Annotated in this window: 13 protein-coding genes and 1 riboswitch; of the genes, 12 read left to right on the plus strand and 1 reads right to left on the minus strand. The window is 47.1% G+C overall.

From position 1 onward, the window contains the following. Both D890_RS08010 and D890_RS0107145 read left to right on the plus strand, forming a co-directional pair. Nucleotides 1-1,104: copper amine oxidase N-terminal domain-containing protein (locus D890_RS08010; RefSeq protein WP_018963836.1), on the plus strand; the 1,104-nt coding region annotated here is incomplete at its 5' end. A gap of 93 nt (nucleotides 1,105-1,197) precedes the next feature. Beyond that, the gene (locus D890_RS0107145; RefSeq protein ID WP_018963837.1) at nucleotides 1,198-5,415 is read left to right on the plus strand and encodes a glucodextranase DOMON-like domain-containing protein; all 4,218 of its coding nucleotides are present in this window, start codon (nucleotides 1,198-1,200) and stop codon (nucleotides 5,413-5,415) included. Nucleotides 5,416-5,479: 64 nt separating this feature from the next. On the opposite strand, the gene D890_RS0107150 is transcribed toward D890_RS0107145, so the two are convergent. Then, the gene (locus D890_RS0107150) at nucleotides 5,480-6,265 is read right to left on the minus strand and encodes an Mrp/NBP35 family ATP-binding protein (protein ID WP_018963838.1); all 786 of its coding nucleotides are present in this window, start codon (nucleotides 6,263-6,265) and stop codon (nucleotides 5,480-5,482) included. Nucleotides 6,266-6,389: 124 nt separating this feature from the next. Here D890_RS0107150 and D890_RS0107155 point away from each other — a divergent pair, with 124 nt between their 5' ends. The 10 genes from D890_RS0107155 (at nucleotide 6,390) to D890_RS0107210 (ending at nucleotide 22,421) form a co-directional block, all read left to right on the plus strand. Continuing rightward, a complete protein-coding gene (locus D890_RS0107155) occupies nucleotides 6,390-7,616 on the plus strand; it encodes a stalk domain-containing protein (protein ID WP_018963839.1) in 1,227 nt (408 codons plus the stop codon). 115 nt (nucleotides 7,617-7,731) lie between these two features. After that, entirely contained in the window at nucleotides 7,732-8,361 is a 630-nt protein-coding gene (locus tag D890_RS0107165; protein WP_018963840.1) for an ABC transporter permease, read from the plus strand. Beyond that, the gene (locus tag D890_RS0107170; protein ID WP_018963841.1) at nucleotides 8,348-8,935 is read left to right on the plus strand and encodes an ATP-binding cassette domain-containing protein; all 588 of its coding nucleotides are present in this window, start codon (nucleotides 8,348-8,350) and stop codon (nucleotides 8,933-8,935) included. The genes D890_RS0107165 and D890_RS0107170 overlap by 14 nt, the downstream gene beginning before the upstream one ends. Nucleotides 8,936-8,980: 45 nt before the next feature. Continuing rightward, nucleotides 8,981-9,856 (plus strand): copper amine oxidase N-terminal domain-containing protein, encoded by an 876-nt coding sequence (locus D890_RS0107175; protein WP_018963842.1) that lies wholly within the window; start codon nucleotides 8,981-8,983, stop codon nucleotides 9,854-9,856. Nucleotides 9,857-10,068: 212 nt separating this feature from the next. Then, a complete protein-coding gene (locus D890_RS0107180; protein ID WP_018963843.1) occupies nucleotides 10,069-13,578 on the plus strand; it encodes a S8 family serine peptidase in 3,510 nt (1,169 codons plus the stop codon). Nucleotides 13,579-13,694: 116 nt separating this feature from the next. After that, nucleotides 13,695-15,350, plus strand: a complete 1,656-nt coding sequence (locus tag D890_RS07795; RefSeq protein WP_018963844.1) for a copper amine oxidase N-terminal domain-containing protein — start codon at nucleotides 13,695-13,697, stop codon at nucleotides 15,348-15,350. Between the two features lie 291 nt (nucleotides 15,351-15,641). Continuing rightward, on the plus strand, nucleotides 15,642-19,943 hold the full coding sequence (locus D890_RS07800; RefSeq protein WP_018963846.1) for a stalk domain-containing protein: 4,302 nt from the start codon (nucleotides 15,642-15,644) through the stop codon (nucleotides 19,941-19,943). A gap of 134 nt (nucleotides 19,944-20,077) precedes the next feature. Continuing rightward, the gene (locus D890_RS0107200; RefSeq protein ID WP_018963847.1) at nucleotides 20,078-20,458 is read left to right on the plus strand and encodes a Lin0512 family protein; all 381 of its coding nucleotides are present in this window, start codon (nucleotides 20,078-20,080) and stop codon (nucleotides 20,456-20,458) included. Nucleotides 20,459-20,500: 42 nt separating this feature from the next. Beyond that, nucleotides 20,501-20,602: riboswitch (purine riboswitch) on the plus strand. Between the two features lie 69 nt (nucleotides 20,603-20,671). Then, nucleotides 20,672-21,994: an NCS2 family permease gene (locus tag D890_RS0107205; RefSeq protein ID WP_018963848.1), complete on the plus strand. Its 1,323-nt coding sequence runs from the start codon at nucleotides 20,672-20,674 to the stop codon at nucleotides 21,992-21,994. Nucleotides 21,995-22,202: 208 nt separating this feature from the next. Continuing rightward, nucleotides 22,203-22,421 carry a hypothetical protein gene (locus D890_RS0107210; protein ID WP_018963849.1) on the plus strand — a complete coding sequence of 73 codons (219 nt, stop codon included), beginning with the start codon at nucleotides 22,203-22,205 and terminating at the stop codon, nucleotides 22,419-22,421. Nucleotides 22,422-22,479 lie beyond the last annotated feature (58 nt).

A 22,479-nucleotide genomic window follows, 5' to 3' on the forward strand; every position in this document is an offset into this window, starting at 1 on the left:
GATGGGACGGGTTCCACAAGGTTAAGGAGTTATGGAGCGGAAGCGAGTGAGTGGAGCTTTGGAGGTGGAGAAGCCACAACGCCCAAGGTAATGGATATGATAGTGCCTGAGGGCATGAAGCAGGAAGACATACTCAACTACAAAGAACATACAACCATCGCTTTGCCCGGTATCGCCATTGCGGATTATCTGCCCACTGTTTCCAAGGTGAAAGTGCTGTCTCCACAAGATGGTACGATTACTAACCAGTTAACGGTTGATTTAAAGATAAAGGTATTGGTAGAAAACCTGACGAAGATTGTTATAGGTGATAAAACATATGAAGTAAAGAGCGGGGAAAACGATATAACAGGTGTCGCTTTGCCCAGCGAAGGACAGAACGTTATTTCAATAAAAGATGCCAACGGTGTTGAATTAGCTAAGGTTACGCTGGTTAGAGATACCACTCCACCGGATGTAACCATAAATACACCAAAGGAAGGCACTCTGCTTAATGACAGAAAGGTTTCTGTTAGTTTGCAGACAGAACCCAACGCCAAAATATTGCTCGGTTTGAGCGCTCCTAATGGGAGCCAGGCAGATGTTATCAGCACATCGGCCGATTCTACAGGAAAGCTGAACATAGATGTTGCTTTTAGAGCGTTTACCGGTATCAACATATTAAAAGCTGTGGTTACCGATAGTGCTGGAAACAGCACAACAAAGTATGCGCTGTTTGCATATGGTATGCCTCAAACGTTAAAACTGACCATAGGCAAGACGGACATGACCGTGAATGTAGACACAGTAAAATTGGATGCTGCTCCTTACATAAAGAATGCAAGAACCATGGTGCCTGTAAGGGCCATAGCAGAAAGCCTTGGCGCTCAGGTTTCTTACGATGAAAGTACTAAAGGCATTACAGTGACATTGGGTAACCACACCATTAAACTAACTGTGGGCAGCACAGAAGCAACGGTCGATGGAAAAGCGGCCACATTAGATGCTCCTGCAGAAATTGTAAATGGTAGAACATTCGTTCCCGTTCGGTTTATAACAGAAGCATTTGGCTGCACCGTTAGTTGGGATGCTAAGACAAGAGTTGTTACAGTAACATACCCGTAACGAATGCGCATACAAAGGGGAAACACACCCTCACTTTGGTGAGGTGTGTTTCCCTCCTTGAAAAGATTTATTAGCAAAGGGGGAGTGAGAGCGGTGAAGAGGTTTTTAAGTGCGATAGTGGTGCTGCTAATGTGTGTCACACTGTCGCCCGTAGGGACAATAAGGGCACAAAGCGAGCCAGTCCTCACGTTAGGTAGTGTTAATGTGCCTTTCGTGTATCGTGATGGCTACTATGTTGCCAGTGCTACAGTGAACAATGATGTTAAGAGTTTTAGTGTAAATGGAGGTCTTTTACCCTCTTATGAACAAGAAATTACGGCTACGGAAGCCAGACTGTTGGTAGTGAACTATCATGATGGAGCTTTTCATTATAAACTTCTACCAATCCAAAGTGATGGTGCTGTCATGAGTGATGTGCGTTTGCTTAGATATCCTGAAGGCGCTGTGCCGGCTAACCAAGCTGTGACCTTTTACGTGTACACCCCACGCAGGGATGTGAGCAAGGTTGTTATCACATTGACAGACAGGGGCTTAAGCGATGAGCAGGCGCCTTCCAGTGGTAAACCCAAATCCTCTCAGGACATAGAACTAAAGAAAGTTGCTGAATCCAACGATGGATTTTACGATGTTTGGCGTTACCAGTTTACGCCCACCACTGTTACGTGGTATCAGTACACTGCTTACGCCTACGACGGCAGTACAAAACGTAAAGTGGATGAAGGACGCTTAACAGTTTATGACCCTTCATTCAAAACACCTGATTGGTTGAAAAATGCTGTTATTTATCAAATTTTCCCAGACAGATTCAAAGATGGTAACCCTGATAATAATGTGACCCAGGAAGGACAGAAATTCACATTCCATGACGCTTACCTGAATGAAGATTTCACCCTTCCAGGCGATTACATGGGACAGCTCATACAGGGTGCGCAGTGGAGCGAACCTGTTACGTCTTGGGCCACAGTGACCATGACGGATGGTACCAAAAAATGTGGATATGTGGACTCTTACAGGTTCTACGGTGGTGATTTGGAAGGCATCATACAGGAACTGGATTACCTTCAAAGTCTCGGTGTAACAGCTATTTACTTAAACCCCATATTCCCTTCAGAAAGCACGCACCGTTATGATCCAGCCAGCTATTTTGCCGTGGATCCGCGGCTCGGCGACCCAGAAACGTATCAAAAACTGACCCAAGAAGCAGCTAAACGTGGTATCCGCATCATTGACGACATAACGCCTGACCACAGCGGAGATGATTCTATCTACTTCGATGTGAAGGGCGCTTACACATCCACAGGCGCACACGAAAGTCAAGATTCCCCATACTATGCGTGGTACAACTTCACCCAGTGGCCCGATAAGTGGGAAGGGTGGGGCGGATTTAGCGCCATGCCCATCATCAATGTGCTGAACAAGGATGTTCAGAAGTTTTTCCTCACAGGCGACAACAATGTTATGAAATACTGGAATGATCTGGGCAGTTCTGGGTGGCGTGTGGATGTGGCCATGCAGGTTCCTATGGGTTTTACCAGAGCCATGAGACAAACCTTAAAGAGCTTGAATCCAGACAATGTCATGATTGCTGAAGTGTGGGACCATTATGAACAAGCTATCCCCATGCTTCTGGGTGATTCCTTTGATAGTGTTATGAACTACCGTATTCGCTCTTTGCTCATCGGTGATTGGGACAATGATCATGCAGGGACGAACCCACAGTATCAGGGATTTTTCCTCAAAAAAGATATGACGCAGGAAGATTTCTGGGCTAAGTACATGCAAATGAAGAATGATTACCCCAAAGAAGCGTTTTATGCCATGATGAATTTAGTGGACAGCCACGATGCGGCAAGGCCCATGTACTACTTGAGCAGTACATGGCAAAACAGTGCTACTTCAGCTTTGAAAGCCCTTTCATTTTTCCTCTACACCATACCAGGCGCCCCCACCACGTTCTATGGTGATGAAGCAGGAGCCACCAATGGTGGTAGTTACGGTTGCAACCAAGACAGACCGCTTACCGATGACCCATTCATGCGCGTACCGTTCCCATGGGGCAACGAAGATACAAACTTGCAAGCGTGGTACAAAAATCTGGGCGCTATAAGAAATCAGTATTCATTCCTGCGTACAGGGGAGATTGAACCGTTGCAAGTGCAAGGCAGTGACAGGGTTGTCGCTTACCTCAGGTACGATGCAAATGGGACAGCTTTAGCGCTTTTCAACGGTTCTGACGCGCCAGCCACTGTAACGGTGAACCCCGGTTACTACGTGAAGAACAATGCAACGTTGAAAGGTGTCATAGGCACCGATATGAAGGTGGAGAATGGCTTAGTTACCTTAACTCTTCAGCCTTTTGAAACCAGGCTTGGTGTTACCACCGACAGCATCAGCAATGCTAAGGTTTTGGATTTGCAAGGTACGGCCACGGGCCAAACGGTTTCTCTTTCTTTTACCGGAAGTGCCGTTGTGGAAAAACGTGACCTAACCACAGGCGAAGTTACCACGTTGAATGCAAAAGATGGCCTGACAGATACGGCTCGCGCTGGCCATTCCTATGTTTACACGGTATCCGTTCTCAGTGAAGGGCTCAAAGTTGCTCAAGGCATTTACGCAGTGGACATAGAAGGTAATGAAACTGTGGAACCGCCTATAACGGCGCAAGAGCAAGAAGAAACAGGGACTTCCACTCAAACGTTTACCTCCATCGTCATAGAGGACCCCACGGGCGATGACAATGGCCCTGGCTACTACACTTATCCCACTGATTCGGTTTTTAAGAAAGGTGATTTTGACCTTCTCAAGTTCGAGTTGGGTTTAAGCAGTGGCATTTACACCGCCACATACAGTGTGGGTAACCTGGACAATGCATGGGGAAGCACGAACGGTTTAAGCAAAGCTACATACTTCCTTTTCATCGACAATAAACCCAATGACGGCACTACTCAAGGCATACAGGGCTTAAATGTCGCTTTTGCTGACAATTTCAAGTGGGATGTCGGTCTGCAAATAGAAGGATGGGAAAGTAAGGTTTACCAAGTCAATAGCGGAGAAATCAATGCCGTAAATGCCTCCGACTTAGGCGTGGAAATAAAAGGAACGGAAGGCGCTCCTGGACGTGTTGTCGTTACCATACCTCAAAGTGTTTTAGGCGCCCTCACGCCGGAAAGCAAAATGATGATCATGGTGGCAGGGCAAGATGGTTATGGTGTAAACCGCATAAGACAAGTTACCCCAGAAGCTCAGCAGTGGCGTTTTGGTGGAGGTAATGAAGCAGGTACGGCTCCTGCCGTATTGGACATGTTTGTCCCAGAGGGCATGAAACAGTCAGACTTGCTCGATTACAAAACACACAGCGTCGCTTTACCTGGTATACCGCTGAAGCCTTTCTTCACCACAGAAGGTGCAGAGCGGCTTACCGTACTCACACCTCAAGATGGTACACTGCTGAATACGACAACCATTGATATAAAGGTCAAAGTAACGGATACCAACTTAAAGCAAGTGGTGGTTGGCGAGCAGTCTTTCGATGTCACACAAGGAGAGAACACTCTTTCAGGCGTTCAGTTGCCTAATGAAGGTGAAAACAGCATTCAGATTAAAGACGTAGCAGGAACAGTGCTCGCCACTGTAAAACTCATACGTGATACCACACCGCCACAAATAGAGATTATTTCTCCAAAAGAGGGCACATTGCTTACCGATCGTGCTTTTGGTGTGACCGCAAAGACAGAACCAAATGCAAAAGTGGTCTTGGAGTTGTTTGCCCCCGGCGGATTAACGGCAGATGCGGTAAGCACCAATGCTGACGCTCAGGGCAATGTGAAGGTGGATGTGGCTTTCCGTGCTTTTCAGGGGCTGAACATCATGAAAGCCACTGTCACCGATGGCGCTGGTAACAGCAGTGCTGTTTACACGTTGTTTGCCTATGGCAGAGCGCAAACGGCTAAGCTCACCATCGGCTCAAAATCCATGGATGTTAATGTGGACACCGTGACATTGGATGCTGCTCCCTTTATAAAAGACGGCAATACCATGGTTCCTCTGCGCGCCATAGCGGAAGCTTTCGGTGGCGTGGTAAGTTGGGATGAAAGCTCAAAAACTGCAAAAATCAGTTTCGCTGGCCACATCATCAGCCTTAGCATTGGCAGTAAAGAAGCGGTGGTAGATGGAAAAACACTTTCTATGTCACTCCCAGCAGAAATTGTTAATGGCCGTACCTTTGTTCCAGCACGCTTTATCGCTAATGCCTTTGGCTTGACCATAAAGTGGGACGATAAGGCAAAAACCATAACTGTTACCTATCCATAAAGGTTTTTGCTCACAGTTTCAAAGAAAGGGACGCCTCCTCATTGCAGCGGCGCCCCTTTCTTACTTACAATGTTTCTAAAAGTGGGTTAAGCGGCGACGTGTCGGCTTCTTCTATTTTTCCTTCATCAGTCAGCTTCGCCACGTTTTGGTCGATGGGCAGTTCTGCTGAAGCCTTTACACCAAATTCTTCAGCGGTGTCACTGAGCGGTTTTTGTCCAAACACGTAGAATTTTTCTCCGCAATGCGGGCACACAGCATAGCTCATGTTTTCTACAACACCCAGCACCGGTATGTTCATCTGATTTGCCATGTGGTACGCCTTCTTTACAACTGAGCGAGCCATATCCTGAGGTGACGTAACCACGACCACACCATCTAAAGGCAGCATCTGCATCACCGTAAGGGGAACATCACTGGTTCCCGGCGGCATGTCGATGAGTAAATAATCTAACTCGCCCCAGTTCACATCTGTCCAAAACTGCTGAAGTGCTCTGGACAGCAATGGCCCACGCCATATCACAGCCGTTTCTGGGTTTTCCATGGCAAGTGCTATGGAAACGACTTTTATGCCCAAGGTGGTCTTGGCCGGTTCCAGCCCGTTTTCTGACACTTTCAGAAGGTCTTCCAAACCAAACAAGTATGGTATGGATGCGCCTGTCAGGTCTGCATCCATTATGCCCACCTTGTATCCTTCTTTTGCCAAAGCCACCGCTAAGAGCGCAGTAACGGTGGATTTCCCAACGCCGCCTTTGCCGCTTACCACCGCTATAACCTTATCAATGTAGCTTCCTTCGTTAAGAGACAGTTTATTTAGCCCACCTGAGGGCATATTTCTGTTCGTATCTGCCATTTTTCAAAACTCCTTTCATAAGTGAAACTGCACAAAATCAACCACTACATGCCTGTCTGTGCGGTTTACTTTCTACCACAATGTTATAATAATTCAAGATTTATCAGAAGGGGGTGCGTTCGAAATGAGAAAAGGAATGCTTAAAACAATGTTGGTGTGCCTTACATTGGCAGTGATGGCACTGTCTGTCTGCCCGATAAGTACAGGTGCCTTTACCTCTGTGGCTGCAAACCCGGCGCCAGGCAGTAAAGGTACCATTGTCATGGCTACAACAACATCCTTCAGGGATTCTGGTTTGGCCGATGTGCTGGTGAAAGAAATGGAAAAAGTTAGCGGCTATACCATTAATCTGGTTGCTCAAGGTTCAGGTGCTGCAATATCCATGGTTCTTCGCGGTGACGCTGTGATAGCCATAACGCATGCGCCCGATTTGGAAGTTCAGCTTGTGCAAGCAGGATGGATACGCATGCCCATTATGACAAACTATTTCTACTTAGTGGGACCAAAGAACGACCCTGCGGGTGTAAAAGGAAAGACTCTGCCTCAAGCATTTAACACCATTTATGAGAAACAAATGCCTTTTGTAAACCGCAACGACAACAGTGGCACAGACAGCAAAGAGAGAAGCATTTGGAAAAGCTTAGGCTTGGACCCGACAAAGTTCGGCAGTTGGTACATAAAAACCCAAGCTGGCATGCTCACCTCTTTACAAATTGCCAATGAAAAAGGTGCATACATACTTACCGATGAGAGCACGTGGTTAAAGAATAAGAATCAGCTTACGAACTTGGATTACATCACCACTTCTGGAGAAGGTCTGAACATTTACAGCTTTTTCTTCAAAGACCCACAGTACAAAGTGCTTGCTGATTATCTAAAAACAGCCCAAGCACGGGATCTCATGAAACAGTATTATTTCGACCCCATAACCGATTCCACGGTTATTACCAACCCTGCCGAGACACCCAGCACAGTAAAATTGGCCATTGGTTTTACTGCTCTTTCTGTTAGCGGGTTAGGTGGAAACGCCACTAAAAAGCTGGAAGCAGCGCCTTATATCAAAAATGGCAGGACCATGGTGCCCATAAGAGCCATAACAGAACCCTTCGGCGCTGTAGTAAGTTGGGATGATGCTACTAAGACAGTAAGCATTAGCTTCCAGGGGCATACGGTGAAGATGGTCATCGGCAACAATGTAGCTACCGTGGACAATACAACAAAAACCATGGACGCTCCTCCGGAAATAGTAAAGGGCAGAACTTTCATACCTGCACGTTTTGTCAGCGAATCGCTGGGCTTCAATGTGAAGTGGGACGAAAAAACGCGTACGGTTTCTGTAAGTTATCCATAATGAAAGCACATAAGCAAAGGAACGCCTCTGCCTACGTTGGAGGCGCTCCTTTTAACGCAGATTTTTCTACTGTTTGTTTTGATTTGCCGGTTTTCATGGGAAGGGGCGATATTCTGTGGAGATAACCGCCGCTCTCATTTGGCGCACGCTCATCTTTACTGTGTTGACTACGGCATTGGCATGCGCTTTGGCGCTCCTCGCAGGTACGCTTTACGCTTCTATTACACGTCGCCCATGGATGCATTTAAGTTTCTGGCGTGCCATAAGCAGCATCCCGCCTGTACTGGTGGGCTTGCTGGTTTACTTACTCCTTTCTCATCAAGGGCCGCTGGGCTTCCTCCACTGGCTTTTTACACCAAAAGCGCTTGTAACGGCACAGTTTCTACTGGCTTTGCCCATGGCAATCAGCTTGTGTTTACAGCACCGTATAAATCTGCCTCGGGACATGGAAGAGTTCATCGATGTGAACCTGCCTGCCAAACGCATGAATGCCATGCTTTTGCACTTACGCGGCGGACTGGTAAACATTGCGTTTTTAACATGGGGACGCATTCTCGGTGAAGTGGGCGCTGCCACCCTTAGCGGTGGTGCCATAGTGGGTTACACCTCCACTTTGGCCACAGAAATCATGTACAGAACAAATTTGGGGCAGTTCGGTAATGCCATCGCTATGGGCATCATCTTGCTGCTTATGAGCCTCATCCCATCACTCATATTGGAGGTTTCCACACGTGGTCAACGCTGATATGCACTTTGCAGTGGCAGGTCATTCTTATGATTTGACCCTGTCTTTAGAAAATGGACTCTATTTGGTAATGGGACCCAACGGTTCAGGCAAAACCACGTTTTTACGTGCCATGCTTGGGCTTTATCCGTCTGATGGCCATATCACTTTGGACAAGCCCATAGGTTATGTCCCGCAGCATTATCAACCACTGAACGCGTCTGTGGAAGACAACCTGCGTTTGTTTGGCGTAAAATCACTGCCGCCTAACAGCCCGCTGGCGAGCAAACGCCGCCTTAATGCTATGAAGCTCAGCGGTGGAGAAAAAGCTGTTTTAGGTCTTACGCAGGTTTTGGCGCTTAACCCAAAAACTTTGCTGGTGGATGAAATAACGGCGCATTTGGATCAGCCCAGTACCATCGCCATAGAAAACATGCTGCGCGATTACAGTTCACAAGCGGTGGTCCTGTTGGTGACTCATCAGTGGGATACCCTTCTGCGCCTTAAGGTGCCTACCATTTTATTTATCGGTGAGCGCGCTCAACTGCTAACGGCAGAGGAAACCTACGACAATTTGTTAAAGACCTTAAAGTAGTTTTTTGTTTGTGGCACGTTTGTTGCGCATTCCTTTTATAGAGACATGAGTGATTGGCATTTGCAATTAAAGAAAGTTATTGCCCTCATGGTGCTTGTGTTCTTTACGTTGGGTGGCTCTTTACCCTTGTTCCCGCGCCATGTGAACGCTTCTATAAATTACAGTGAACAGCCTGCTTTTGTGCCCTTGGCGCTAAAAAAACTCGAGCTTACCGCTTCTCCTTCCGTGGTCACCGCAAGCGAGGATGCCCATGTAATGCTTTCTTTGCGCGATGTTACCAGCGCCAGCACACCCACGGCTATTGAGCAGGGGTCTTTGGTTACAGTGATGGTAGGCAGTTTCACCACTACTGCTACCGTAGGCAAAAAGGGCATGGCATCTGTAACACTGCCTGCTGAAGTTATTACCGGCAGCCGTTTAGTCGCAGTGGTCATTGTTCCTGGTTATCAAAAGGCTGCATTCACTCTTTTAGTTCAAAGTGCAACATTAAAAAGCGGATTAACTTCCAATGCTGAACAAAACAGCGTAACAGTGGAGCTTCAAATAGGCAATCCAGTGTGCAAGGTAAACGGAAAGAACGTGCGGCTGGGGGTTTCGCCTTACATAAAGGAAGGTAGAACCATGGTTCCCATTCGCTTCTTTGCTGAAGTTCTCAATTACCGTGTGCAGTACGACTTTTCTGACCCTCATATGAAACGCATCATGATTTACACACCGGAGCAGAATAAAAAAGATGCCCCGTTTATGACCATGTTCATTGACCAAAGCGCTGTTCTGATTGGTGGTGTTTTGGTAGAGATGGAAACTGCTCCAGAGCTCGTTACTGGCACTACCATGGTTCCTCTGCGTTTTGTGGCGCAAACACTGGGCTACACAGTGCAGTGGAAACCCAATGTAATCATAGTGCGCTCCAATCCATAAGTATCACAACCGCTTTTTTGTCAGTATGTAACTGCTTTCTTTTGTTTGTTCACCTCTGTGCTGTGCAAAAGTGCACATTTATGCCCTCCTTGTTATATAATGCTCACTAATAATGTGAGATGACCTTTTTACGCCAACGTGGGGGATTACCTAAGCGGGGTTTTTCTGCAAACACCTTTGTGTTTTTTTTATAGGAGAAGGGAGGCAAAGTAATGAATGTTTGTGGTAAGAGGAAAAATCAAGTAAGACGGTTATTCTCGTTGATTACCAGCATCGTTGTTGCCGCTGCGCTTATGTTTTCTGTATCTCCTTCTGTGGGTGCTGCCACCAAAAACAGCACAATTACTTCCACAGAGACACGCCAAACTGTTTTAAATGCGCTTCAGTCTTATGCTCTCAGTGTTCCTAAAAGTACGGTTGTAGTGGATGGCGGTTTGGTATTACCGAAGGACGTTTATGAAGGCATAACAAGCAGCGGAGGAAAGGCAAAGCTGTTTGTTGAGGTAAACCAAAAAGTTGACACCCAAAGCCCGACTTATCGAGCGCAAGCAGATGCCGCTCACATGTTAGCTTTCGCACAGATAAAACTTGCTGCACCTGATGCTGTGAAAAAAGCTGATTTGTACTACACTATGAACGGTTTCACCATGGAAGTTCCCCTTGCTCAGCTTAAGAATGTGCTTTCACAGGAAGGCAGTGGAGCTGTTAAATCCATGGCGCTATCTAAACGTTATGAAATAAATGATGAGTTGAACACGGTCCCTGATGGTGGCGTAGTTTCTCCCCAGATGGTGAACTCCGCCACGCTCATAGGTGTACCTGAAGCTTGGAGCCAAGGTTATACAGGTTCGGGAACATACGTTGCCATTATCGACAGTGGCATCGATTATAAGCACGAGAACTTCGGCGGTTACACCAGTTTCCCCAATGAAAAAATCCCTTACGGCTATGATTTTGCCGATAAGGACGCAGACCCCATGGATGCCAACGTTGCTATTGGCGGTCATGGCACGCATGTAGCCGGTACTGTAGCAGGCATAGGTAAAGCTTCGTTCCCTGACAAAGATGGAAATCAAATTCCTTTGAAGGGCATAGCACCGGATGCCAAACTCATAGCAGTGAAAGTGTTCAGCGATAAAAGCCAGAATGCTTACGGCGATGATATCGTAGCTGGCATTGACTACCTTATCAATCTTAAGAAAAGTGGCGTGAACGTGGTTTCTGCAAACATGTCACTTGGATCGACCAAAGGTTTTGATGACCCTGAAGACCCCGAACAAAAAGCCATTAATGCCGCGGTGGAATCTGGCATTACCATGGTCATAGCCGCTGGCAATGACGATTACAGCAACTACTCCGCCATCATCCCCGGAGACGCCGATGAAGGCACTGCTTCCACCACTTACATAAAGGATGTTTCCACACTGGGCTCTCCCGGAACCGCTACCTCAGCCATAACCGTAGCCGCTGTAAACAATGAAGGCGTGGTACTGCAAGGAAAGAAGCTCACTTTCGGTGACAAGCAATATGTTCTGTATTTAGCCAGTGGTGAAGCACCAGACCCCGTGGATGTGTTTAAGAAAGAAACGGTAAAACTTGTGGATACGGGCAGTATCATGTGCGCAAATGATGGAAAAGATTACAGCGGTAAAGTAGTGCTGCTCGATAGAGGCACGTGCACCTTTGAGGTGAAGGTGGGCATTGCTAAAGAAGAAGGCGCCATCGGTGTGGTTGTGGGCAATAACAATACAGATAGAACATTGGTGTCCATGGCGCTGGGCTCCTCTGCAAGCACCATCCCAGCCGTTTTTGTGAATGGTCCGGACAAGCTCACGCTCAGAAAAGCCATAGCCGATGCAGGTGGCACCATGGATGTCGTTTTTAGCGACGAAGAGGCAATCAGTTACGCTCCCGCAGATGCAAACGTTGTCGCTGACTTTAGCTCCTGGGGTCCATCCCCCGATTTATCTTTTAAGCCCACCGTAGCAGCTCCGGGTGTAAGCATATTTTCTTCTATCCCCGGTGATAAGTATGAAACGATGCAGGGTACATCCATGGCAACGCCACATGTGGCAGGCGCTGTAGCCCTCATAAAACAGGCACACCCTGATTGGACGCCAGAGCAAATAAAACAGGCACTGGTAAACACAGCGGAGCCCATTGGTTTTTACAGCCCACGTTTGCAGGGTGCTGGCAGAATCAATGTTGCCAAAGCCATAGAAAATGGTGTTTTCGTTACTTCAGCCGTCACGGGTGAACCTTATGCCGAGTTGGGCATGTTCACCTCCAGCACCGCAATGACGTTGTCAGTAAAGAACACCACCACGCAAACATTTACCGCCACACTGGACGGCTACGTTACCACGTCACACAGTCAGTACGGCACAAGCAATGAAGGCAAAGTTGTGGAAATAGGCACGTTAAGTATGCCGTCAGCAATCACCGTAAATGCGGGAGAAACAGCCACCTTTGATGCCGTAGTCAATGCAGACCCAACATGGAACAATACCTTCATCGAAGGCCGTGTTCTGCTAACTTCAGCGGACAACAATGTGTGGGTTTTACCGTTCATGGGTTATTTGGGTGATTGGAACATTTACAGTGACCCTGACACCATAAATGGTGATGCAAAGTTCCCGGACAACAACAACATTGTGGACCTTCCATGGTGGAATGCTGATTTTACGTGGACTGGTTCTACCGGTCTTTACTGGCCTCAGCAACCCAGTGTTTACATACCGTTGGGTATGAAGGGTGACGGGTTTGATCCATCCGCTTTAGCCATCAGTGCTGGGTCTCCTTATAGCATCATGAATAACAGTGTGCAGGTTGTACTTACCATGTTAAGAAATGCAGAAAACCTTAATATCAGTGTGCTGGATGGCACAGGCAGCGTTGTGAAAACCATAGCAAAAGAAGAAATGGTTCGTGGCAACTACCTAAAGAGCACAGAGAATCCATCGTGGTATGACGGTTGGAATCATCCATGGTTCTGGGATGGCACCGATGAGAGCGGCAAACTTCTGCCAGAAGGCAATTACACCGTGCGCATAGAGGCATACCCCGGCAAGCTCATTACGGGTCAAGATACGGCAACGCAGATTATGGATATGCCCATTGCCATTGACCGCACCCAGCCCACGGTAAGCGCTTCCTTTGGCAGTGCGCGTTTGCTTACACAAAACGTTTATGTTCCTACCTCTTCTGTGGTGACACTTACTATGACAGGTTCGGACAGCTCCAGCATACTTGGTTATGTGGTAAACGATGAATTCATAACGGCAAACTTGGATAAGGCAAACACGGGTACCACAGCCATCAGCGTGGCATCGCTTTCTGGCAAAGAAGGGCAGCGTGTGGCTGTGCCCATTTCAGCCGTGGACGGAGCCGGTAATGCTAAAGGCACATACACATACCTTGTTTATGATGACCCCGCTACTATGCCAAACATAAATGCGCTGGAAAATATTGTTAATGGAAAGAATGCCACCGTAAAGATGAACATCACAAACGCGCCAGGCGCTTCTTTCACACTGGAAGTCATTTCAAAGTGGGACAATAGCACGGTTTACAAAACTACTGGCTTGGTCACTACGTCCGATTATGACTTTGCTGCAAACATGAGCGTGGACAAAGCAGGCGCTTATGCTGTAAAGGTCGTTGTAACCGATATCTACGGCAATACCGCAGTGGCAGATGGGCTGTTTCGTGTCAGCGATTAGTGCTGCTGCTAAGCTCCATGCGTATTTTGGTTAAAAAATGAAAGATTAAGGTGCAGGCTTTTCTCACCAAGCGCATATTTGAAAAGCCTGCACTTTGCAAAAGGAGGTTCAACGAAATGGTAAAAAAGGCAAAAAAGCTATTTTCACTCATAGCAGTTCTGTCGCTCATCTTTACGCTTGTGCCTGCTCTTGGTGTTGGAGCGCAGGAGGAGGCTCTGCCTTCGCTTGTGGTAACAGCGAGCCCCAACGCTGTCTTTTTAGGTGCTGATGCCACCATAACGCTGTCACTCACAGACGGCGCAGGTTCCCCTGTGGCAGGAGGCATTTCTGCCATCATTTCCGTAGATGGGCTCGGTTTTGCCACAGTGACCAACAGCGCCACCGATGGTTCCATTGTGGTGGTAATTCCTCAAAGCAAGCTTGCAGAGGGCACCTTTGAAGGCAGTGTAATGGTTTCAGGTTATCAAAAGGGTGTTTTCACACTGCAAGTGGCTGGCAAGCAGCTTGTGGCTGCTCCCACTTCTGCAACCATTACCTTTGGCCAAAAAGTGCCTCTTGCAATCACCTTAAAGAGCGAAACAGGTTCCGTAGTTCCTCAGGGCGTAGAGGCTTTGCTGTCACTTCCCAAAGGCTCCGTAGTGGCAAAGGTGGGCGCTGATGGCGTGGCTGATTTTACTCTCACCCCTGACCAGCTCATGGTTGGCAACTGCACCGCCATTTTAAGTGTGGAAGGCTATGCCGATGCCGTGATTACCCTGAACATTGTTCCCGGTGCACTGCTTACCGACCCGGCCAACTTTGATGTATCTTTTGCGAAGACGGTAACGCTGGTATTCGGCGTCTTGGAAGAAAGCAGTTCCACAGCCCTTCCCGAAGGCACGCCCATCACCTTTGCACTGGACGATTTTGTTAAAACCGTTACCTTAGGCAAAGACGGCACAGCCACCATCACGCTTGGCCCTGAACAGCTTAAAGTGGGCGAAACGCTTGAACCCACATTGAAAGTGGAAGGTTATGATGCGGTAAAACTGCCCATTAACGTTAAAGAGGGCTTGCTCAAGCTTGACCCTGCAGAGCTTACTGTGAGCGGCAAGCAGGATGTAACTTTTACCGTGACATTGATGGACAGCGCCAGCATGGATGTTCCTTACATGCTGAAGGATGAGCAGTTAGTAGCGACATTCACCTTTGGGCCCATATCAGCCACTGCTGCCGTGGGTAAAAACAGCAAAGTTACTTTTACCTTGACGGCATCCGTTTTTGAAGAGCTGGGTGGCGGCACCTTTGACAGCGCCGTTATGCTTTATGGTTTCGCCAGCGCGCCTTTTAAATTTTCTATAACGGACCTGCCGCAGAAAGAACAGCCTCAGGAACCAGAGGAGCCAACTGCTTCAGGAACAGTAATTGCTTTTACCATTGGTTCCAACACCTTCATATTCAACGGTGAAACCAAACAGCTTGATGTGGCTCCTTACATCGCCGATGGACGTACCATGGTGCCTCTTAGAGCTTTGTGCGAAGCCTTGGGCTTGACCGTTAATTATGACTTTACCAAGCCAGATGAGAAAAAAGTAACCATCAGCGGGGCAGAAGATATCGTTCTGACTGTGGGCAGTAAAACAGCTCTAATAGGTGGCGAAGCGGCTTCTTTGGATGCGGCGCCAGTCATAGTTTCTGGAAGAACCATGGTGCCTGTAAGGTTTTTGGCTGAGGCGTTGGGCTTTGCCGTAGATTATTCCGACGGCGTTGTAACCTTGACGCAGCAGCCCTGAGTACATAAGTAGAAGATAAACTAACCTCCTTCATTACGCGGGCGTTCCCCCATATGGGGGAACGCCTTTTTTGTTCACAGCAGTGGCACGTTTGTTGCGCATAAAAAGAATTGAGAAGCTCCTGCGGTGGTATAAAAACGTAAAAGCACAAAAAGGAGCAGATGACCTAAAGCATTGATGACCTAACGGAGGAAGCAAAAACCTAAATTGGGGATGACCTAAGGGAAAATTAACCACCTAAGTCAAGAGCAACTCAAAAAAATTTAAATACCTCATGAAGGAGGGAAAGAAATGAAAGCAAGCAAGAAATTATTTGCACTGCTCGCCGTACTGACTATGGCTTTGACACTCATGCCTATTACTGCGCCAGTAAGTGCAGCTACAGGGTTAGTCATTGACCCATCTACCGCTACCATTTTTGTTGGCGAAACGAAACAGTTAACGTTAACCTTAGATGGTGGTTCTCTTGGTGGTAGCTATGTTGTTTCTTGGGACACTGCCTCGCATGGTATAGCTACCGTAAACGGCAATGGTTTAGTGACTGCAGTCGCTGCTGGACAAACAACCGTTACAGCCACTGTTAAAACTAGTGGCGACACAGTTATTGGTACAGCACAAGCAGCTATCAATGTAGTTGCAAAGCCGACTACTCCTGGAGAATTGGTTGGCAATACAGCTATTACTGCTGCTCAGGATATTAGTTTAGACCCTATTATTAATGCCACTATAAACTTCACAGCTACGACCGCCTCTATAGATCCCAGTTATGTACTTGGATTAAAGATAGAGGGAAGCTCAGCACTTTCTGGAACGACGGCAAGTGTAATGCTTAAGACGGCGCAAACATCATCTTCTTTTGATGCTAATGGAACAACTACTATAGTTTTCACAGCACCTTTACTTAATCAGCTTACCCCTACGAACACGTTAAGAATTGAATTAATGAGCGGCAGCTACATCTATCTGCCCAGTGAGACCACCGTTACTATCACACTTTTTGGTGGGACAGCAGCAGAAATCAATGCTGGTACAGCCAGTGTACTTGCGAGCAAAGCTGTAACCTTAAACCCTCACACATTCAGTTTGCAGAGGCCTGACCAGATAGTTCTAACGCCTAACCAAACAGCTACTTACCAAATTACGCCAAAACTCGCCAATATTGCAGCTTCTGCATTTACATCTGCTACTCTTGGTGCTGTCGCCAATGATTCCAACGTAGTGACGACTATAAGCATAGATAACAATACTGGACTAACAGTAAAAGCAGGTTCCAATCCCGGCTCTACATACGTTACTATCACAGCTACAGTTAGATACAGTGGCCACGATTACACTGCCACAGCAATAATTCCGGTAATTGTTTCTCAGCCTGCTGATGGTATAGTCCTTTATAATGCGGCTGGTTCTTGGGTTACAGCAGATCAGCTTCGTTACAAGGTAACCTATGATGTAGTAAATGCATACAACACGCAGAATTTGGCAGTACAGGTCACCAGTAGCAATGGAATAGTTCTCGGTTCAGCCCAACTTGGTCAACCAGTGCTCATACCTTTTACAACATTGGTGAACAGTTTAGGCCAAACAGACACTTATTTGAAACTGAGTGTTGTTGGTGGTACTACCAGTGTGACAGTGCCAATAACATTCCTATCACTTGATGATTCAACGTTTGCCAGCTCTTATGTTAGTGGCCAGCCGGTGGGTACTGTGACAGGTACCATAAACAATGTTAAGTATTGGCCTCTTTCTGGCAACATCCCCTTAGCTTTGGTTGCTGTATGGACTGCTCCTGATGGAAGCACCAAGTCAGCACTTGTGCCATCTGCTACATTTACAGCAACACTCTTAGCTGATGACAATACTACAGCAACATTCTCTGTTCCATCTAACGTCCGCTTCACGGTTCCAGCGGGCAGCGTATATCTTGTTTCCAAGAGCATAGCTGACGCCATGGTAGATGGAAAAGTATATGGTGTATCTGTTGCAAAGTATGCCTATAAGACCATCACCATTACCCAAGGTACTTTGGTTGCTAATCCAAACACCGTAAACGCTCCAGCTACAAAAGAGATTTATCTGTACGACCAGTTTGGTTATCCTCTGGCTGGTACACAAGTTAAGCTTCAGTATGGATATAAGGACGCAAATGGCAATGTTATACCAGCTATTACCGCTACGACAAATGCTGATGGTAAGGTTTCTTTTAACTTCCCACAGCCATACGCATTCGGAACTTACACTGCTACCATTTCAACGTTTAAGTCTGGCGCTTATGTTGATGGTGCAGTAGCTCTGACCGTTTCTTATGCAGGCGGCTTCAGCTTAGGCGATTTAGCTATGACGGGGTCCATTGGCTCACTTAATATGCACGTGATTTCTACAACTGCTTCCATAAGCAAACTTTGGATCAGTGTCGATGATACAAGTACAGTTTTAGAAACTTTTGCAGCATACCCGAGTGGCAATGAAGTTGATTATAAGTTGGCTCCTACAGGATATACTCAGACGTTTGTATATGCCAATAACGGTGCATGTGGCGTAAGTGTTACCGACTCTTACTGGGTTGGTAATGCTAAGGACGTAACACTTACTGGTACTGCTCTTCGAGGCGGAAGCTTTACTGTAACTGCAAAGGCTGAACTTGCCGATGGCAGCATTGTAACTACCAGCAAGCAGTACATTGTCAAAGCTTATAGGATTGATAGCATCACACCAGCTTCAACAACCTATGGAACGGCTACCACAGTAAAGATAGTTGTAAAAGACTGGTATGGCAGCCCCGTTGATAATCTGCAGGTTAAACTGCTAAATGGTGCTAATGCTTACACACTGATACGTGGAGATTTCGGTACCTATACTTATACAATACCTGGTGCTGCAACACCTGGGACATACAGTGTAGAGATCAATGGCGTAAACTACAGCACATTGAACAATGGTGTGACATACATAAGCAATAGCTATTTCACCGTTAATCCTGCATTAGACCTTAAGGTGACCGCGCCTGCTACGGTTAATGCCATGTCCAGCTTCAATGTGGCAGTCGCCGATGCAAACGGAAACCCAATCAATGGCAGTTGGTATGTTGTCGATCCTTACAATGAATTATATACAGTAGCAGATGGCTCCGTGGTTTCTGGGCAGTTTACTGTAAACACTGCTAACTTTAGTTCATATACTGAACTGCCACTGCCACTGGGTGCCTATACATTGGTTGTCACCGATAGCAATGGTCAGCATGGTGCGGAAGTTACATTCAATGTGATTGCGCCTGCAACGATTACGCCTACCGTAGTAACTAACGGCATAAGCAGCACATTTGTAGTGCAGATGACATCTACTGGTCTTAATGCCAACCAGATCAAGTTCGCAGATGCTTCGAGAACTGTTTGGCAGGTTGGAAGCGTTAATACTACGGCTACGAAGGTTGTTTCTTTAGCTTACGGAGATAGAAACATCAGCACAAGTGGACAGACAGCAACGGTTATAGTCAATGTTCAAAAGAAGCTTGAATGCCCTAACGCTGTTGTGCGTTTGGAGTATGGCAACTTCTTATTACCTACAAGTGTTGCTGTTGGTCACCCTCAGCTTAGCTTTGTAAACACAGCTACCCTGTATGCAGGCGACACTGTACCTATGCAGGTGAAACTCGTAGATGCTTTAGGCAATCCTATTAAAGGTGCAGTCATAAAGCTTTATCAGCTTGGTTACACTAGTTTAACTGCAACGACGTCTTCTACAGGTATTGCTGATTTTGGGTATGTAACTATTAGCGTACCTGGCAACATTGTTGCTGAATTACTGTCTAGTCCTGATGGCAAGACTGTTACTGACTACAGGCTTATCGGTCAGACAGATGATACTAACTACAAGGTAACTCAGCAGGTTTACGCTGCCAGACCCAGCCAGGAGCTTAAGGTAACCGTAACCCCGACATCTGTGGTAGAAGGGCAAAAGGCTACTTTAACACTGACATTGGTTGGTGCTGATGGCAAGGCTGTTGAGACTGGCAAGAACGTCATGGTTTCCATCGGCTCTTCCACTTTCAACGGACTTGTGGGCGCCAACGGCGTAGTAACCGTGAACGTGGATGGTACCGCACTTACTGGCACAGTAGTAACAGGTGTAGTGAAGGTTGAGGGTTACAATGCTGCAACCTTTACTTTAGCTGTTACACCAGTGGCTAAGACCGGTACTGTCATTGAGCTTGCCGTGAACAATGATATTTACACCATTAACGGCAAGACATTGTTCTGGGATGCTACACCTTATGTGAAGGGCGGCAGAACATTAGTACCTATTAGAGCTTTGGCAGAAGCGCTTGGATTCCAGGTTACCTATGACTTCAGCGATGTCAAGAACAAGACTGTGTACATTTACAAGGCCGGTCAGGACATCGAGAAGGAAAAGGATAATCCTTACATCCTGCTTGTAATTGGTCAGCCAACCGCTATGGTTAATGGCCAGCTTGTGGGATTGGACGTTGCTCCTGAGATTCTCAACAGCAGGACCATGGTCCCATTAAGATTCGTATCTGAGACCTTGGGCTACAATGTTGAGCTTGATGGAACAATGATCCGCCTGAGCAAATAGCGCTTAGCTACACTGCTCACAGGGTTTCACCAAGAAAAAGGGTGCTCCCAAAAGGGGGTGCCCTTTTTCTTTTAATAAGCAGTTCTATAATGATGAAGTGAAAAAGCAAAAAGAAGGGGGCGTAGATTGTTATCATGGCATGGCACAGACTTTTAGTGGAAATGGGCATGGGCGTGGACCAGCATGGTCAAGACCCCACGCGAGCTTGTCAGAAAGCCATAAAGGATGCGATGCACCGCGTTTGTATTCCCAGCTTGGTGGAAGCCGACATGTTCGGCAACAATGATGTCAAATTGACGGTGGACCTGGCGGTGCCCGGCGCTGCCACGGTGGATATTGAGAAACTGAGGCAGGCGCTGCCGTTGAAGATGGACGCTGAATTCATGGTGCAAGAAGGCGGCATGAAGGCGAAAGGTGTTGTCATGGAGGAGCTGGAAGACAAAAGCGATGACATGTTCATTGCCGTTGCCGCTGTGACGGTGTGGGTTTCTACCACCGGTCAGACGTCAGATTAATTTTTTTGCCGTTCATGTATTAGAATATTTCCATATAAAAGGCAATAAGGTATGAGTAGCTCCTGTGTAATCCCCCTAATGAGGCGGGGGAGTTTCTACCTGCGGACCGTAAATCTGCAGACCACAGGGGTGGAGAAACTGCTTATTCACTCCGCATGTTCTTCACCTCCGGTGGTCCAAGCATGAACCTTGGAAAAGGAGGTCGATTTTATTTTGATTAAGTGGCTGGAAAAACACTTCGAGTTTGAATCCCGCGGTGCTCATTGGGCTGACGAGGTTATCGCTGGCTTTACCACCTTTGTCACCATGGCTTACATTCTTTTTGTGAACCCAAACATATTGGGAACGACGGGTATGCCCAAGGGCGCTGTTTTAATGGCAACTGCCATCGGAGCTGGCATCTCCACGCTGATGATGGGACTCTACGCCAAGCTGCCTTTCGCTTTGGCGCCCGGCATGGGGCTCAATGCTTATTTTGCCTACTCGGTGTGTCAGGGCATGGGCCTGCCGTGGCAGGTGGCACTGGGCGCTGTGTTCATCGATGGCGTAATTTTCTTCTTGCTGTCAGTTACACCTGTTCGGCGTTGGATTGTGCAAGCCATCCCGCTGAGCATCAAACTGGCAGCTTCTGTGGGCATCGGTTTGTTTATTGCCTTCATCGGCATGATTAATGCCGGTTTGGTTGTAAAAAACGATTCTACGTTGGTCGCTTTGGGCAGCGTGACCAAGCCTGAAACCGTGCTGGCTTTGGTGGGTTTGATCATCATCGTGGTGCTCATGGCATTAAAAGTAAAGGGCAACATTCTGCTGGGCATTTTGATTACCACATTCATTGGCGTCTTTGTGAAGGGCAGCAGCGGTGCGCCCATTACAAACTTCACCGGCTCGCTGGTGGCGCTGCCAAACTGGGGCGAGCTTTCGCAAACCTTCGGTGCCATGGATGTTCTGGGAGCCATAAAGTGGGGCTTTGTTTCCATCATATTCACCTTCACCTTTGTGGACATGTTTGACACGCTGGGTACCATAGCTGGTTTGGCGGCAAAACTGAACATATTAAAACCTGACGGCAGTTTTGATGGAGCTGACAGGGCGCTTGTTACTGACGCTGTGGGCACCATGGTGGGTGCCGTGGCTGGCACGTCCACGGTGACCACTTACGTGGAGTCGGCAGCGGGCATCGCTGAAGGTGGCAAAACGGGTGCCACATCTGTGGTAACAGGCATTTTGTTTTTGCTTTCTTTGTTTCTTTGGCCTTTGGCTGAGGTGGTGCCTTCGGCTGCCACAGCACCTGCCCTCATTGTGGTAGGCTTCCTCATGATGGAACCTATTTTGAAGATTGATTTTTCCAAAATTACCGAAGCAGTACCAGCTTTCATAACCATGATTGCCATGCCGTTCACCTATTCCATCGCTAACGGGCTCATTTTTGGCATTCTCAGTTATGTTATTATGAAGCTTTTTACAGGTAAAGCAAAAGAAATTCACCCCGTTTTGGGTGTGCTTGCTGTGGTGTTCATTGTGTATTTGATTCATTAGATGCAAGCTCAAAGAGAAGGAAACATCTTTTGCATAGAACGGTACATAGGTTGTTTTGCTGCTAAGTGCGGCTTCACGCCGCACTTAGCTCCTCCCCCCATCAGTTTGTGTGTTCGTTTCAAGCGGGAGCATAGAAAGAATGGTAAAGCGTCTGTTAAATGCTTTGTGATATACTAAGTGTAATCAGTTTCGAAGGAGGTCTTTTGCAATGCAGCATTCTTTTGTGGTAGAATTTTTCCCTTACTCCGAAGAGAAAGGCAGTTCGGTTGAAGAAGCATTGAAGTTGCCGTACGTGGTTGAGGCAAAAGAGGGCAAGCTTATCATGGTTACGGTGGAAGCTGACTCGTATGAAGAGGGCAGGCAGAGGGCTGAAGAAGTAGGTAAAAAAGTGTTTGGCGAAGGCAACATCAGAGTTCGCCGAGCATAGTAGAATAAAAGCATTGTTTTTTTGGAAGAACAGAAAAACGCGCTGTTGTGTGGTTTTA

Source organism: Coprothermobacter platensis DSM 11748 (genome assembly GCF_000378005.1).
In the GTDB taxonomy this organism is placed as follows: domain Bacteria; phylum Coprothermobacterota; class Coprothermobacteria; order Coprothermobacterales; family Coprothermobacteraceae; genus Coprothermobacter; species Coprothermobacter platensis.

Coding starts and splice junctions, on each gene's coding strand:
- D890_RS0107150 (WP_018963838.1), bottom strand. CDS start 6,265: ATGGCAGATACGAACAGAAATATGCCCTCAGGTGGGCTAAATAAACTG.
- D890_RS0107155 (WP_018963839.1), top strand. CDS start 6,390: ATGAGAAAAGGAATGCTTAAAACAATGTTGGTGTGCCTTACATTGGCA.
- D890_RS0107175 (WP_018963842.1), top strand. CDS start 8,981: ATGAGTGATTGGCATTTGCAATTAAAGAAAGTTATTGCCCTCATGGTG.
- D890_RS0107180 (WP_018963843.1), top strand. CDS start 10,069: ATGAATGTTTGTGGTAAGAGGAAAAATCAAGTAAGACGGTTATTCTCG.
- D890_RS07795 (WP_018963844.1), top strand. CDS start 13,695: ATGGTAAAAAAGGCAAAAAAGCTATTTTCACTCATAGCAGTTCTGTCG.
- D890_RS07800 (WP_018963846.1), top strand. CDS start 15,642: ATGAAAGCAAGCAAGAAATTATTTGCACTGCTCGCCGTACTGACTATG.
- D890_RS0107200 (WP_018963847.1), top strand. CDS start 20,078: ATGGCATGGCACAGACTTTTAGTGGAAATGGGCATGGGCGTGGACCAG.
- D890_RS0107210 (WP_018963849.1), top strand. CDS start 22,203: ATGCAGCATTCTTTTGTGGTAGAATTTTTCCCTTACTCCGAAGAGAAA.